Source organism: Providencia sp. PROV004, from assembly GCF_011045615.1.
In the GTDB taxonomy this organism is placed as follows: domain Bacteria; phylum Pseudomonadota; class Gammaproteobacteria; order Enterobacterales; family Enterobacteriaceae; genus Providencia; species Providencia rettgeri.
In genome coordinates, this window is sequence record NZ_CP042859.1 from 3,191,124 (window position 1) to 3,204,529 (window position 13,406).

The window sequence follows — 13,406 nt, forward strand, 5'->3', positions numbered from 1 at the left end:
GCCGCCACAGAGAGGACGGCAAGGGGACGTGCAGGAATGAAACTTATAATTTATCTGTGTAAGCAATTTAAGAATAGTTAAGGCATGGAATTTAGCAAGGAAGCTAGATAAAAAAATGCCGACACAGGGAGGTCGGCGAAAATTGCACAGCTTGTTACTACTCTTTCGGGGTTAAGTGTAGAAGGTAAATAAGTGTTTGCCATGAAACGTTTTAATCCTAGCGATTAAATATATGCAATAAGAGGAATGAATATGAAGGTTGAACAATCAAAAATAAACAAACTTGTTATCTCAAATGTTCAAAATCACGACCCTATTCACGTCTATCTTGAAGATTACGGCGACAACCGCCAAGGCCGTGTGACTATCAGTGAGTTTAGTGAATCGTGGTCATGCTACTGGGGTGGCATGGGTATGTCGCTAACTGAGTTTTTATTATGGATAACAAATCAATACTGGATTGGTTATTTAGACCCAAGTTTAGACAGGGAAGTTGATTCCGATAATGAAGAAAATATTGCTTTTGTTAAAAAAGAAATAATGCGGTGTCGCAGAAAGGGAATTATAGATGAATTTGATGCGCGTAGCATGTTTGATGATGTCGAATATAGTGAAGATATAATGCACGATATGTTTTTCCCAAGGATTGGAATTACATATGAAAAGCTGTTCAATGGAGACCTTTATTCCGTTAGTTGGCCTAAACAAGAAAATCCAGATTATTGGAGAATGGAATCGCGGCTTAATGTAATTCGTGATGCGCTTAAACAATTAAAGGTGGAGTGATGGATAAATCAAGGCAGCAATTTGAAGCTTTTATAAATGATGGCGGCTTTCCTTGGTTAAAAGCGTCCATTCCGATTATGTGGATGGTATGGAAAGCATCACGCGAGAGTTTGGAGGTTGAATTGCCAGAGGGTTTTGGTGTGCATGAAGTTTGGTGTTACCCAGCGTATTTGGTTGAGAACGAGCTAATCAATATCGGAGTGAAAATAAAAAATGAATAAAGAGATATTGGAAATAGCGAAGCATTTAAAAAATAAAATAAACTCTGGTGAGGGCGTTGATGAATATAGCTGGCAAGACATAATTGATGTATGTAATGAACTAGAGCGCATTGACAACCTAGAGCCTGTAGGTTATATGGAATCAAATGGTATTAATTATATCAATCAGCATGGATTCACTCATATTAACTCCGAGCAATCAGGCTCAATAAATATCCCTCTATATAAATTAGATTAAATAACCATACAAATAATCGGATATGTATTACTCATGCTAATACAGGGTTCTGCTGTGCCTATCACGGAGCAAATATACACACAGCAAGAATGCGAGAGTCGTGCTATGCAGATAATGATGGTGCGGGATGTTGAAATTAAATGTGGTGAGGTTTTCAGATGAGCGAAATTAAATCATTAGCAGATGGTGACAAATTAAATAACGAAACATGGAATAACTTTATTGAACGACTTAAATATCACAACCAAGGCGAAGGTGTTAATTATCACTACACTGCAAGCCCAATATTCACAGTTAGAGAGAAAGTCAAAGTAACTGGCAGTGACGATGACGAAGTTGGGATTTATTGTGAAGATAATTATTACGATGATATCGACGAAGCATTTAATGACCTTGAAGAAGATATAGCCTGTAAGGTTCGTGAATATGTCGATGAATTTGAAGTGTACGAATGGGATGAATTAGACGACCACAGTAAAGCCGATGCAATTAATAATGTCATATCCGACTCATATATTTACTACTGGAAATGGGATTATAGAACTGTAAATTCACATCTAACAAAAGAAGCTGCTGAGCGATTTATTAAGCGCAAGCAGCACGACTACGGCAAGCTATCAATATATGTTGAGTCTGCTTACTGGTGCTGGGAATTGCGAACAATAATTGATGCAATGATGAATGGTAAAATTAAATACGTTGGTGATGAATAATGAAATATAAAGTCGGCGATAAGGTTAGAGTAGTTAAAGATATTCTCGGCTCTAATCTTGTTGGTTATGAATGCGAAGTAACATCGATTGATAATAGTGAAACTTTAAATATTGGAGTTAATTTTCCTGATGGTATTGAAACGTATTTCGCACAAGGTGAATTGGAGTTAATCAATGAAACAAGTTCAAGCAATGACGACGTTAGTTTTAATTGATGGCGTTACGTATCAAATAGCATTACCAAAACAATATGTATTTCTTCAGGCAAAGCAAGCGCTAATGTTCGTTCAAGAGTTCGGTGGTTTAATTATTCCATGTGAATTTACTAATATAAAACCAATGGAAGCTGACGAATTGCCTTTTAATATAAGTGATAGCAAGGATGAAGGCTGACTACGGTGGAAGCCACACACCAAAGGAATTGCGTGATAGATGGCAAACTCCACTACCTTTATTTACAGCATTGGACGCTGAATTCGGTTTCTATTTAGATGCTGCCGCCGATAGAAATAACCACCTTTGTGCTCATTACTTAACCGAAAAAGACGACTCGTTAAATTGTGATTGGGAAAGTTATGGCGCTATTTGGATTAACCCACCCTATTCCAATATTCAGCCGTGGATTAATAAAGCCGCTGAGCAATGTAAAAAACAATTACAGCCTATAGTAATGCTAATTCCGTCTGATACATCAGTAGGCTGGTTTAATTCAGCGTTAGAAACAGTTGATGAAGTTAGATTAATTACAGGAGGAAGGATTTCATTTATTAACGCTGCTACAAACAAACCAGTTAACGGGAATAACAAAGGCTCAATGCTTTTAATATGGCGTCCGTACATTAAACCTAGAAAGATAATTAGCACTGTCGATAGAGATGAGTTGATGAATATCGGCAATCAAATATTAAATGAATGGAAAATAGCATAGGTGAATTATGAAATTAATAATTCGCGGCGAAGTCACGCCCACTGAAAGGATTGCTATTAATACGGCATTGGAAGCCCACAAAAAGAATCACAACCGAACAGGAATAATCGTTAATCACAAGATAAAGATAGGGAAGAATATCTACCCTGTCGAAATTCAAAACTGTCAAAAGTCTTATATGGTAACAATGAGAAATAAAAGGCAGAGGATATGAATGAGCAGATATTAGAGAACGGACGTAGAAAAATAGCAAGGGAATGCAGAGACAAATTAAAGCAACTAAAAAAATCAGCGATAAACAAAGCACAGCAATACTCAAAGATTACCTACCCAAGTTTAAATTAACACTCACCAAAGAACACAAAAAGTTTCCACCAATCATGTGGCTAATTTGGTATGTCAATAGCATCGATAAGGAGATTAATAGTGGATGACTCTCTTTATACAATAAAAGAATACGCATCAATGATCCGACTGTCATCTTCAACGGTATACCGCAACCCTGCTAAATATTACATGTTCAGGGTCGGTAGCTCATGGAGAGCAAACAAGGAAAGCCTAAAAAAGTTTGAACAGGCGCAGTTTAACGACAATAATGTCTATCGGCTGGCTTTGGTCGGTAGTAAGAGGAAAACCAAATGCCAATATACAAAAGAGGCAGCAAGTATTGGGTCGATGTATCCACCCCAACTGGCGAGAGAATTAGACGCTCTACTGGCACCTCAGACAAAATAAAAGCACAAGAATATCACGACAAACTAAAGCATGACCTGTGGCAGCAGGATAAGCTTGAGAAGCAACCAGATCGGATATTTGAGGATGCAATCATTTTGGCTCTTAAAGATGCCAAGGGGCAAACAAGCTTTAAAACTAAGCAAGCTTACTCTAAGTATTTTATCGCTATTTTAGGTGGAAAAAAGCTCTCATCAATCACTAGTGATGACATTGCAAATGCAATACCTGATTATAGCCCTATTACTAAGCGTAAGTTAACAAGTGCAACAAAGAATAGATATCGCTCTTTTGTTTTAAGGGCTTTTTCATTGGCACACAAAATGGGGTGGTTAACCAAGTCATCCTATATACCACGGATGAAAGAGCCCACTGTTAGGGTTCGATGGTTAGAAAAGTGGGAAGCTGAACTACTACTGTCTAACATCAAAGTTAAGTGGATGAAGGATTTTGTTTCTATTGCTATTTTAACAGGCATGAGAAAAAGCGAAATATTATCACTTAAATGGAAGAGCGTAGACCTAGTTAGAAGAGTTGCTCATGTAACGGCTGATAATGCAAAGTCAGGGAGAGCTAGACCGGTTCCTCTAAATGAGGTGGCCATTGAAATTCTAAATGGAATTGAAAATGATGGTGACTATGTGTTTTCTAACGAAGGAAAGCGAAGGAGTAACTATTATCGTGAATGCTATTACCAAGCATTAACTGATTCTGGCATAACTGATTTCACTTTTCACGACCTCAGACATACATGGGCAAGTTGGCACGCACAAAGTGGAACTCCGCTCATGGTATTAAAAGAAATGGGTGGATGGGAAACGCTAGAAATGGTTCAGAAATACGCGCACTTTAGCGGTCAGCATTTAACCAAATATAGTGAGCATGTCACAATTTCGACACAGTCGAAGAATGAAGCCAGTCAAAAGCCGCATCTAACACTTTTAACTGGCTGATGTAAAACGATTAATTTCACACATCCAAAATTCAAAATCACTTCGACTTTAGATTACGAGTCAGAAGCCGCCATTATGGAGAATATGCCATTAATTACTCAAGGAAGAACCGTCATTAGCATTGCTCACCGGCTAAATACGATTATGCACGCTGATAGGATATGTGTGATTTGCCAAGGAGAAGTACACGAGATGGATACCCACGAAAACTTACTCAAATCAAATGGTTTATACGCCAATTTATGGCACCAGCAGACACAATAATACGAATAAAAAAGCATCACGCTTATAGCAAGTGGTGCTTTTTTACCAAAAGCGCTCATTTTACAATCAATTAAACCCAATCATCATTGATGAAGCTATAGCACAAGGGGATTAGCTAGGGTATCATGGCGCGCTGAATTACTGGCACACCCTTTTAGCAGTTATAGACATGGCAAAAGAACAAACGGATCGAACGACACTAGATTTGTTCGCTGAGGAACGAAGGCCTGGGCGACCTAAAACAAGCCCGCTATCACGGGATGAACAACTGAGGATCAACAAACGCAACCAACTGAAACGAGATAAAGTGAAGGGATTGCGCAGAGTTGAATTGAAACTGAACGAAGACGCTGTCGCGGTATTGAATCAGTTAGCTGAAGATAAAAATATAAGCCGTAGTGAATTGATCGAAGAAATTTTGATGTCACAACTTGAACATGTTGATACATCAATACTCAAGTAACGTTATCTTGATAAATCACACAAATTTGACAGACTTAGCAACATTTTTTCGCCAAAATAAGGCGTAATATTCTATCTATTTTCGTTCTAAACGGGCTATAGAAGGCGAATTTTCACCTCTAGCTCTCTTAGAAAAACAAGAGGTTAATCACTTTATGGCAGTCATAGGCATTTTCTTCGGAAGTGACACAGGTAACACAGAAAATATTGCCAAAATGATCCAAGAAAGATTAGGCAAAGATGTAGCAGAAGTTCACGATATCGCGAAATGCAGCAAAGAAGATATTGAAGCTTTTGACATTCTACTTCTTGGTATTCCAACTTGGTATTATGGTGAAGCCCAATGTGACTGGGATGATTTTTTCCCTACTCTCGAAGAGATTGATTTCGAAGGTAAACTTGTCGCCTTATTTGGTTGTGGAGACCAAGAAGACTACGCTGAATATTTCTGTGATGCTATGGGTACGATCCGCGATATTATCGAACCACGTGGTGCTGTTATTGTTGGTCACTGGCCAACAGAAGGTTATCACTTTGAAGTATCCAAAGGCATGGCAGATGACAACCATTTTATTGGTTTAGCTATTGATGAAGATCGTCAACCTGAGCTAACTGATGAACGTGTTGATGCATGGGTAAAACAAATCTCTGAAGAAATGTCTTTAGCTGAAATTTTAGGCTGATAGACTACATAAAGAACCCTTACCCATAGATTACACCACTGTCTTACACAAAATGACCCCCCTAAGCCAGTGGCGTAGTCTAAAATAACCGATAAGGTATCCTAATAGGATAGGTTCTCAAGAGATTATCAAAATAATGAGACAATGCATGGTTTCTATTTTTATTTTCCATGCCTATAATTGTAAATCAGTTTAGAAGACAACTGTATTGATGTTAAAAATGTCTCATTATTGTTAAATTTATGATTTAAGATACAGGACAAACCCGCATGACAGACAACAATAAAGCATTGAAAAATGCTGGACTCAAAGTCACTCTTCCAAGATTAAAAATTTTGGAAGTACTTCAAGAGCCTGAGTGCCACCACGTCAGTGCGGAAGATCTCTATAAAAAGCTGATCGATATGGGTGAAGAGATCGGGTTAGCAACTGTATACCGCGTGTTAAACCAGTTTGATGATGCCGGTATCGTAACCCGTCACAACTTCGAGGGGGGTAAATCTGTATTCGAACTAACTCAGCAACATCACCATGACCATTTAATCTGTTTAGATTGTGGAAAAGTGATTGAGTTTACTGACGAATCCATTGAAACCCGCCAAAAGAATATCGCTGCTCGCCATGGCATTAAACTATCTAACCATAGTTTATATCTATATGGTCATTGCGCAGATGGTGATTGCCGTGACAATGCTGACGCACACGAAGCAAAAGAGTAATAGTATTCAACCATCGTTGATGAAACATCATGGTTAAAAATGCCAAAACCCTGATAATACAATTTTATCGGGGTTTTTTATTTTAAGTATTAATATTCCCTTTTTTACTCGATTAGTGATAATTGTTAGTAAGTAACTTAAACACAATTATTTATCACTGTATTTTAGCAACAATGCAAGATTTTTATAAAAACTATAATAGTTGCAATTCAAATCAAAACCCTTATATTATTTCAGAGATAAATATATTCCGTTATCTAGAATAATACTTTACATATCAAAGTGGTATATAAATAACATCATAGATGATTCCAAACATTTCATACTATTTAAAATTATTTAATTACCTTGCTATAATTTCAACTCCAAATTAGAGAGTTAATGATCCAAATGTAGTCATAACGTTAAATCATCATTTAAATGCGTAATTACATTTATTGACTAAACTAATTGAGTACTTGAGTACTTGAGTACTTGAGTACTTGAGTACTTGAGTAATTTGTAAGAGATTAACTGATGAAAAAAACCTATCTTTTTCTCAATACAAGTTTTTTCTTCTGGTTTCTTACTTTAATAGGGTGGTTTTTTAGCTATTCGTCTATCACCTTATTTTCGTTTGTATTATCAATACTGTTCTTGATCGTATACTTCAATCAAAAAAAGGTAAGTAAAATGTTCACCAAAAGACAAAACAAGCCCACGCCTACAGCGACGTCCCCTTCTATAAGTAATGAGCCTGAAGTGACTACAAAAATAGAAGAACAAATAACACTGTCAACTCCGACTATTAGTGAAGAAAAATCGAATACGATTATCTCTAGGGACGTTATTTTTGAAGGAAATATTACGTCTAATGAGCAAGTGCATATCTATGGGAAAGTCATTGGAAATATAACAGGAAAAGAAAATACGGTTAAAGTTATGTTAAACGGCCAAGTTACGGGAAATATCACCTGCAAAGAACTGGTGGTTAATGGTCGTATTGAAGGTGAATGCTTATCTGATACTATTTGTATTGAAAATAATGGGGAAATCCACGGTACTATCCATTACAGTAGTTTATCAATTAAAAAAGGGGGAATTTTATCTGGCCAAGCACAAGTTAAAAACCCACCCCATCAATCAGAAAAAGTTACCGTATTAAAAGATAAATTAAAACAAGATACCCTTATACTCAATGAAAGTGTAAATAACGCATCCTTGTAATCAAAAATAAAATAAGGTGAATAAATTCACCTTATTTTTAACTCTTAATATAAGTGTTTATTCTTGTCTTAATATTCCATTCAATATTAAAAATATATGGTAAGCCTTTAGCTATCAGGGCAAATGACTGCTATAGTTTCTTTATAGCAGTCATTGCTACTAAAGGATTTTACTAATTAGAATACCGTGAATGGCATCATCACCATAAATTTAATATCTTTTTCATCTTGGAAGATATTTCCGTAACCACCGCCATAGCTCGGAATATCTGTATGGTTATCATACTTGGTAAAATGCAGTTTAAATAGCGTATCTTTTGCTCGACCTGATTGTACGGTATATAAAATATCAAAGTTCCATGCACTTTCTTTTAAGCGTACATCCTGAGCATATTGGCTATTAGTACTTGGTTTAGCATCCCATCCATAAATATATGAGGTTCCAACCTTCCATCCAGCTAAGTCCCAATTTTTTAAATCATACATAACACCGGCCATAACGGCTTTTTCATTATTAGCATTCCAATCCGAACGGCCATCCCACCAAATGTCCATGCGACCATTTGATGTTGCCCAACCGGGGGTCATACGCTGCAGGAAATAACCTTGGTTACCTTTGGCTTTTACATAGGTTCCTTCTAATTTAAAATCAAATTCATCGTAAGTGTAGCCTAGTGTCATCGCTTGCAACCAAGCTAAACCGTCATAAACATCGTTAACTCCACCGCCTGAAACCTTATCTTTTGCACCATAAAATTGATAAGACATACGTAAGTCACGGTCAACAACAGGAACTGCATAGGAAACCTTGGCAAAATATTGATCCATATAGCTTTTAGCTTGCCCATATGCCCCTTCTAAGACTAAATTGTTTTTAAAGTCATATTTAAAGCCAATTGAGTGTAAATAACTGATCCCAGTTTCACCATCCGCTTCACGAAAGTCATACATGCTACGGTACCAAGGTGCTTTATAGCGGTCAGTCCACATATAGGACATGCTAAGTTCACCATTTTGCTCAAAATCAAACACCCCGCCTACCTCTAATCCGCGATATGTACCCGGCATATAGCTCCAGTGGGATGCGAGTATAGTTTGACCAGTAGGTTGAATATAGCCACCTCTACCCCAGAAAGGGCCATATTTCAATTTTGCAGCAGCCTTATAAAAAGTCACACCACTACGATCTCCAGTCCATTTTTCATCCCAACGTGATTTCGCATCACTAAAGCCGATTTCATTGGGTGCAGCTGGCCCACTATTAGATAACTCAATAGCGGTAAAACCCGCTAAATCTAGCCCGATGATGTCCTGAAAATAACCGGATGAGAAATCAAGACTGGCATTAAATGTTGAGTGTTTAAGATTATCCGCATACTTTTTATATTTATCGCTATTTGGGTCTAAATCTTTACGTGAACGATCGCGTTGCCAGTAGTAAAAGCCACCTGTAAGTTTTGAATCTTCAATAAATTGCTCCGCATGCATGATTGGTTGATAACCAATAGGAAGCATTGCTATTGCAATTTTTAAGACGAGCAATTTCCTGCCAGTATTGACATTTTTATTAACCATTCTTGTATTCCTCTAATATTTTTTAATTTTATTTTTCGGCCGAAATACGATTTAACTTTCCATTTAAATCTAAATATTCACAATGAGTTATATCTCTTGCGATGTATTTAGCCTATTTTTTGCAACGCGAATTATCAACACAGATACAGGCTTTGTTGCCAAAATATGATCAACGGCACATTAATTTTAATTAACTGTCATTATCACCGATGATGACCTTGCTAAAAATAAAAAGTAATTGATTGATAAATATAAAAAATATGCATGGGATACGTATAAGGAAGTGTTTAAGAAAAAATCAATAAATTAACTAATTGTTCCTTAATTTCGTCTATTCTGCAGGAATTCGCTAAGTTCTATCACCACATTGACCTAATTGCCTTAAAATAGATCAGATTACTGAGTCAAATAATTAGGATAAATGTTGTTATGCTGAAAAATAACATACACAGCTATAAAATTTCTCAATAAATAATCAAATAAAATGTACAGCATTATTAAGAAAAGCACCGCATTATCATTTGCTATTATGAACTCTCCTTTTCAATATAAAGAGTTCGTAAATGAAAATAGACTTAACAGGCAAACGCGCATTAGTCAGTGCATCAACAGCTGGAATTGGTTATGCAATTGCTAAAGGCCTCGCTAATTGTGGCGCAGAAGTTTTGATTAATGGCCGTAACAATATACGTGTTAATGATGCCGTTTCTCTGCAGCGACTGCCGAAGAAGTCGCGAATATGGTAGTTTATACCTGCTCTAAACAAGCCTCAGCGACTTCCGGTGCAGCCTTACGTGTTGATGGTGGCGTTATCGATGACATTGTGTAATTCGAGCATTCAATAATATTGCCTTATTGTCACAGCAAAACTAACGGGGTACAGGCTACTGCACCCCGCTGTATGAAATAAATACTCGTTTTGATAATTAATATTTTTCGAATAATGCCTGAATTTGCTGAGGATCTTTAGTCTGAGTTAAGGCTAATTGCAGCAATACGCGCGCTTTTTGCGGATTTAACCTTTCTGAAGCAACAAAACCATATAAGTTATCATCCACTTCGGCATTTCTTGTCGTATACCCTGTTGGTACACGGCTTGAGCGAACGACAACCACGTCTTCTTTCGCTGCTTTTGCTAAAGCGTCAAAGACAGTCTTATACATATTACCGTTACCCACACCCGCGCTTACAATTCCTTCAACCCCTTCTTCTCTCAAGGCTTTCACAGGAGCTGCTGATGCATTGGCATAGTTATAAACGATACCTACCGCAGGGAGCTTTTCGAGCTTACTGACGTCGAATGCCGCTTTGTCACTACGAGGTTGCGCTGCTTGGAAATAAGTAACTTTACCATCATGAATAAAGCCTTCTGCCCCACTATTAACGGCATCAAACGCTTGTACTTCAGTGGTGCTCATTTTCATCACATTACGGCCTTGCACGACTTTATCGTTCATTGCCATCAAAACACCGCGCTCTCCAGCAGACTTATCCGTCGCTAAAACGACTGCATTATACAGGTTCAAAGGACCGTCAGCGCCTAAAGCCGTTGACGGTCGCATTGCACCAACCAAGACAATGGGCTTTTTACATTGCGTGGTTAAATCAAGGAAGAATGCCGTTTCTTCTAAAGTATCAGTCCCGTGAGTGATTACAAAACCATCTGTTTTATCACAATCTTGGTTAATTTTTTTCGCCAGTGCCAGCCAAACTTGGTCATTCATATCTTGCGAACCAATATTCACCAATTGCTCACCACTTAAATTAGCGATTTTTTGGTTTCTGGCACCGCATTAATTAAAGCATCAATCCCTACTTTACCCGCTTGGTAACTGGAGGATGTGGCTGAATCACCACCACCTGCTATCGTTCCCCCTGTCGCCAATACCGTAATATTCGGTTGAGCGATAGCGGATACGGCAAACAGTGAAACCAATGTCGCCAAAAGCGCTTTATTTCTGTTTTTCATCCTATTTTCCTTTCATTAATAAACTTCGGTTATTATGTGGAATTGTGCTGAATTTTATGTGACCTATACAATTATTTTAGGATAAATAATGAATTTTAAGATGATTTATCTATGAATGAATAAAAAGCGTGAGGCTTGCAGCAAAAATCCGTATCATAGCCCGTTTGAAACACTCTATTCACAAGTGACTGACAATGAGCCAAACTTTTATTCCCGGCAAAGATGCCGCTCTTGAAGATTCCATTGATGCATTTCAAACCAAATTAAAGAAATTAGGGTTTGATATTGAAGAAGCCTCTTGGTTAAACCCTGTACCTAACGTTTGGTCTGTACATATCCGCGATAAAGCGTGCCCACTTTGCTTTACTAATGGTAAAGGGGCGAGCAAGAAAGCTGCATTAGCCTCAGCGCTTGGTGAGTATTTTGAGCGTTTATCAACGAATTACTTCTTTGCGGATTTCTACCTAGGTAAATCTATTGCTGAAGGGGATTTTGTCCACTACCCTAATGAAAAATGGTTCCCATTAACCGAAGATGATAGCTTACCTGAAGGGTTATTAGACAATCGTTTGATTAAGTTTTATGACCCCGACAACGCCTTAGCCGCCAGCCAATTAATTGACTTGCAATCTGGTAATGAAGAACGCGGTATTTGTGCACTGCCATTTACCCGTCAATCAGACAACCAAACCGTATATATTCCAATGAATATTGTTGGCAATCTCTATGTTTCTAACGGGATGTCTGCGGGCAATACAGCCAACGAAGCTCGTGTACAAGGACTTTCCGAAGTCTTTGAACGCTTTGTAAAAAATAAAATCATTGCTGAAAGTATTAGCCTACCGGCTATCCCAGCAGACGTCATGGCACGCTACCCTGCGGTAGTTGAAGCGGTTGAAACCTTAGAAAAAGAAGGTTTTCCAATTTTCTGTTATGACGCATCACTCGGTGGCCAGTACCCTGTGATTTGTGTGGTGTTATTTAACCCACAAAATGGGACTTGTTTTGCCTCATTTGGTGCTCACCCCGACTTTGGTGTTGCCCTTGAGCGTACCGTCACGGAATTACTGCAAGGCCGTGGCTTAAAAGACCTCGATGTGTTTAATGCACCGACCTTTGATGACGAAGAAGTGGCTGAGCACACGAATCTTGAAACTCACTTTATTGATTCAAGCGGTTTAATTAGCTGGGATCTGTTTAAAGATGATGCCGATTATGCCTTTGCAGATTGGAGCTTTAAAGGCACAACTCAAGAAGAGTTTGCAACACTTATCAGTATTTTCAATACATTAGATGCTGAAGTCTATATTGCAGATTATAACCACTTGGGTGTCTACGCTTGCCGAATCTTAGTCCCAGGTATGTCTGATATTTACCCAGTTGAAGACTTACATATCGCCAATAACGCGATGGGCGCTTATTTACGCGACACCATTATCAACCTACCTGATAGCCAATGGGAAAAACAAGACTATCTTGCCCTTATCGAGCAATTAGATGACGACGGTTTAGATGATTTTACCCGTGTTCGTGAATTACTTGGTTTGGCAGTAGGTAAAGACAATGGGTGGAGTAACCTGCGTATTGGTGAACTAAAATCCATGTTGGCACTAGCGGGTGGAGACCTTGAACAAGCACTTGCTTGGGTTGAATGGACACAAGACTTCAATAGCTCAGTATTTACTGCCGAGCGCGCAAATTATTATCGTTGCTTGCAAACCCTGTTGTTGTTATCTCAAGAAGAAGAACGTGACCCTGCGCAATACTACAACGCCTTTGTGCGTATGTATGGTCAAGAGGCAGTAGATGCTGCATCAGCCGCTATCGCTGGGGAATCATGCTTCTATGGCTTGTGGTCTATTGACGAAGAACTTAAAGCACTTCCTGCGCATCAAGCTTTGCTGGCTGCTTATGAAAAGCTGCAAAAAGCAAAGCGTGATAATGCATAATGTGAATTA

15 protein-coding genes and 4 pseudogenes are annotated in these 13,406 nt (G+C 38.2%); 17 read left to right on the forward strand and 2 right to left on the reverse strand.

Features of this window, described 5'->3' with window-relative positions; genetic code table 11:
• Positions 1-252 precede the first annotated feature (252 nt).
• From FVA69_RS14565 to FVA69_RS14630, 14 genes and pseudogenes are all read left to right on the forward strand, one after another.
• Complete coding sequence (locus FVA69_RS14565) at positions 253-786, forward strand: hypothetical protein (protein WP_164529043.1); 534 nt, start codon at positions 253-255, stop codon at positions 784-786.
• Complete coding sequence (locus FVA69_RS14570; RefSeq protein WP_164529044.1) at positions 786-1,007, forward strand: hypothetical protein; 222 nt, start codon at positions 786-788, stop codon at positions 1,005-1,007. The genes FVA69_RS14565 and FVA69_RS14570 overlap by 1 nt, the downstream gene beginning before the upstream one ends.
• Positions 1,000-1,245, forward strand: coding sequence for a hypothetical protein (locus FVA69_RS14575; RefSeq protein ID WP_164529045.1), 246 nt, complete (start codon positions 1,000-1,002; stop codon positions 1,243-1,245). The genes FVA69_RS14570 and FVA69_RS14575 overlap by 8 nt, the downstream gene beginning before the upstream one ends.
• Positions 1,246-1,403: 158 nt before the next feature.
• Positions 1,404-1,958 carry a hypothetical protein gene (locus FVA69_RS14580; protein ID WP_164529046.1) on the forward strand — a complete coding sequence of 185 codons (555 nt, stop codon included), beginning with the start codon at positions 1,404-1,406 and terminating at the stop codon, positions 1,956-1,958.
• Complete coding sequence (locus FVA69_RS14585) at positions 1,958-2,173, forward strand: hypothetical protein (protein ID WP_164529047.1); 216 nt, start codon at positions 1,958-1,960, stop codon at positions 2,171-2,173. Before FVA69_RS14580 ends, FVA69_RS14585 begins: the two co-directional genes overlap by 1 nt.
• A complete protein-coding gene (locus tag FVA69_RS21735) occupies positions 2,133-2,351 on the forward strand; it encodes a hypothetical protein (RefSeq protein ID WP_164529048.1) in 219 nt (72 codons plus the stop codon). Before FVA69_RS14585 ends, FVA69_RS21735 begins: the two co-directional genes overlap by 41 nt.
• The gene (locus FVA69_RS14595; RefSeq protein WP_164529049.1) at positions 2,341-2,886 is read left to right on the forward strand and encodes a phage N-6-adenine-methyltransferase; all 546 of its coding nucleotides are present in this window, start codon (positions 2,341-2,343) and stop codon (positions 2,884-2,886) included. The genes FVA69_RS21735 and FVA69_RS14595 overlap by 11 nt, the downstream gene beginning before the upstream one ends.
• Positions 2,887-2,893: 7 nt before the next feature.
• Positions 2,894-3,100 (forward strand): DUF4060 family protein, encoded by a 207-nt coding sequence (locus FVA69_RS14600; RefSeq protein ID WP_164529050.1) that lies wholly within the window; start codon positions 2,894-2,896, stop codon positions 3,098-3,100.
• 424 nt (positions 3,101-3,524) lie between these two features.
• The gene (locus FVA69_RS21740; protein ID WP_164529051.1) at positions 3,525-4,571 is read left to right on the forward strand and encodes a tyrosine-type recombinase/integrase; all 1,047 of its coding nucleotides are present in this window, start codon (positions 3,525-3,527) and stop codon (positions 4,569-4,571) included.
• A 39-nt stretch (positions 4,572-4,610) separates the two neighbouring features.
• Positions 4,611-4,835 (forward strand): annotated as a pseudogene (locus tag FVA69_RS21745) (type I secretion system permease/ATPase); the annotation flags it as partial.
• Between the two features lie 169 nt (positions 4,836-5,004).
• Entirely contained in the window at positions 5,005-5,298 is a 294-nt protein-coding gene (gene ybfE, locus FVA69_RS14615; protein ID WP_004909532.1) for a LexA regulated protein, read from the forward strand.
• 154 nt (positions 5,299-5,452) lie between these two features.
• Positions 5,453-5,980, forward strand: coding sequence for a flavodoxin FldA (gene fldA, locus FVA69_RS14620; protein ID WP_004256261.1), 528 nt, complete (start codon positions 5,453-5,455; stop codon positions 5,978-5,980).
• A 269-nt stretch (positions 5,981-6,249) separates the two neighbouring features.
• Positions 6,250-6,699 carry a ferric iron uptake transcriptional regulator gene (fur, locus tag FVA69_RS14625; protein ID WP_004256285.1) on the forward strand — a complete coding sequence of 150 codons (450 nt, stop codon included), beginning with the start codon at positions 6,250-6,252 and terminating at the stop codon, positions 6,697-6,699.
• 672 nt (positions 6,700-7,371) lie between these two features.
• Complete coding sequence (locus tag FVA69_RS14630) at positions 7,372-7,905, forward strand: bactofilin family protein (protein ID WP_004909525.1); 534 nt, start codon at positions 7,372-7,374, stop codon at positions 7,903-7,905.
• 176 nt (positions 7,906-8,081) lie between these two features.
• Here the strand turns inward: FVA69_RS14630 and chiP are convergent, their stop codons facing one another.
• Positions 8,082-9,479: a chitoporin ChiP gene (chiP, locus tag FVA69_RS14635; RefSeq protein WP_164529052.1), complete on the reverse strand. Its 1,398-nt coding sequence runs from the start codon at positions 9,477-9,479 to the stop codon at positions 8,082-8,084.
• A 563-nt stretch (positions 9,480-10,042) separates the two neighbouring features.
• Between chiP and FVA69_RS14640 the strand changes: the two are divergent.
• Positions 10,043-10,189: pseudogene (locus FVA69_RS14640) on the forward strand (oxidoreductase); the annotation flags it as partial.
• A gap of 2 nt (positions 10,190-10,191) precedes the next feature.
• A pseudogene (locus FVA69_RS21415) lies at positions 10,192-10,308 on the forward strand (SDR family oxidoreductase); the annotation flags it as partial.
• Positions 10,309-10,405: 97 nt separating this feature from the next.
• On the opposite strand, the pseudogene ansB reads toward FVA69_RS21415, so the two are convergent.
• Positions 10,406-11,448, reverse strand: a pseudogene (ansB, locus tag FVA69_RS14645) (L-asparaginase 2).
• Positions 11,449-11,642: 194 nt separating this feature from the next.
• Here ansB and ycaO point away from each other — a divergent pair.
• Positions 11,643-13,397 carry a 30S ribosomal protein S12 methylthiotransferase accessory factor YcaO gene (gene ycaO / locus FVA69_RS14650; protein WP_110731821.1) on the forward strand — a complete coding sequence of 585 codons (1,755 nt, stop codon included), beginning with the start codon at positions 11,643-11,645 and terminating at the stop codon, positions 13,395-13,397.
• Positions 13,398-13,406 lie beyond the last annotated feature (9 nt).

Excerpts from the sequence above, each read along its gene's own strand:
- FVA69_RS14565 (WP_164529043.1), top strand. The coding sequence starts at position 253 with ATGAAGGTTGAACAATCAAAAATAAACAAACTTGTTATCTCAAATGTT.
- FVA69_RS14570 (WP_164529044.1), top strand. The coding sequence starts at position 786 with ATGGATAAATCAAGGCAGCAATTTGAAGCTTTTATAAATGATGGCGGC.
- FVA69_RS14575 (WP_164529045.1), top strand. The coding sequence starts at position 1,000 with ATGAATAAAGAGATATTGGAAATAGCGAAGCATTTAAAAAATAAAATA.
- FVA69_RS14580 (WP_164529046.1), top strand. The coding sequence starts at position 1,404 with ATGAGCGAAATTAAATCATTAGCAGATGGTGACAAATTAAATAACGAA.
- FVA69_RS14585 (WP_164529047.1), top strand. The coding sequence starts at position 1,958 with ATGAAATATAAAGTCGGCGATAAGGTTAGAGTAGTTAAAGATATTCTC.
- FVA69_RS21735 (WP_164529048.1), top strand. The coding sequence starts at position 2,133 with ATGAAACAAGTTCAAGCAATGACGACGTTAGTTTTAATTGATGGCGTT.
- FVA69_RS14595 (WP_164529049.1), top strand. The coding sequence starts at position 2,341 with ATGAAGGCTGACTACGGTGGAAGCCACACACCAAAGGAATTGCGTGAT.
- FVA69_RS14600 (WP_164529050.1), top strand. The coding sequence starts at position 2,894 with ATGAAATTAATAATTCGCGGCGAAGTCACGCCCACTGAAAGGATTGCT.
- FVA69_RS21740 (WP_164529051.1), top strand. The coding sequence starts at position 3,525 with ATGCCAATATACAAAAGAGGCAGCAAGTATTGGGTCGATGTATCCACC.
- ybfE (WP_004909532.1), top strand. The coding sequence starts at position 5,005 with ATGGCAAAAGAACAAACGGATCGAACGACACTAGATTTGTTCGCTGAG.
- fldA (WP_004256261.1), top strand. The coding sequence starts at position 5,453 with ATGGCAGTCATAGGCATTTTCTTCGGAAGTGACACAGGTAACACAGAA.
- fur (WP_004256285.1), top strand. The coding sequence starts at position 6,250 with ATGACAGACAACAATAAAGCATTGAAAAATGCTGGACTCAAAGTCACT.
- FVA69_RS14630 (WP_004909525.1), top strand. The coding sequence starts at position 7,372 with ATGTTCACCAAAAGACAAAACAAGCCCACGCCTACAGCGACGTCCCCT.
- chiP (WP_164529052.1), bottom strand. The coding sequence starts at position 9,479 with ATGGTTAATAAAAATGTCAATACTGGCAGGAAATTGCTCGTCTTAAAA.
- ycaO (WP_110731821.1), top strand. The coding sequence starts at position 11,643 with ATGAGCCAAACTTTTATTCCCGGCAAAGATGCCGCTCTTGAAGATTCC.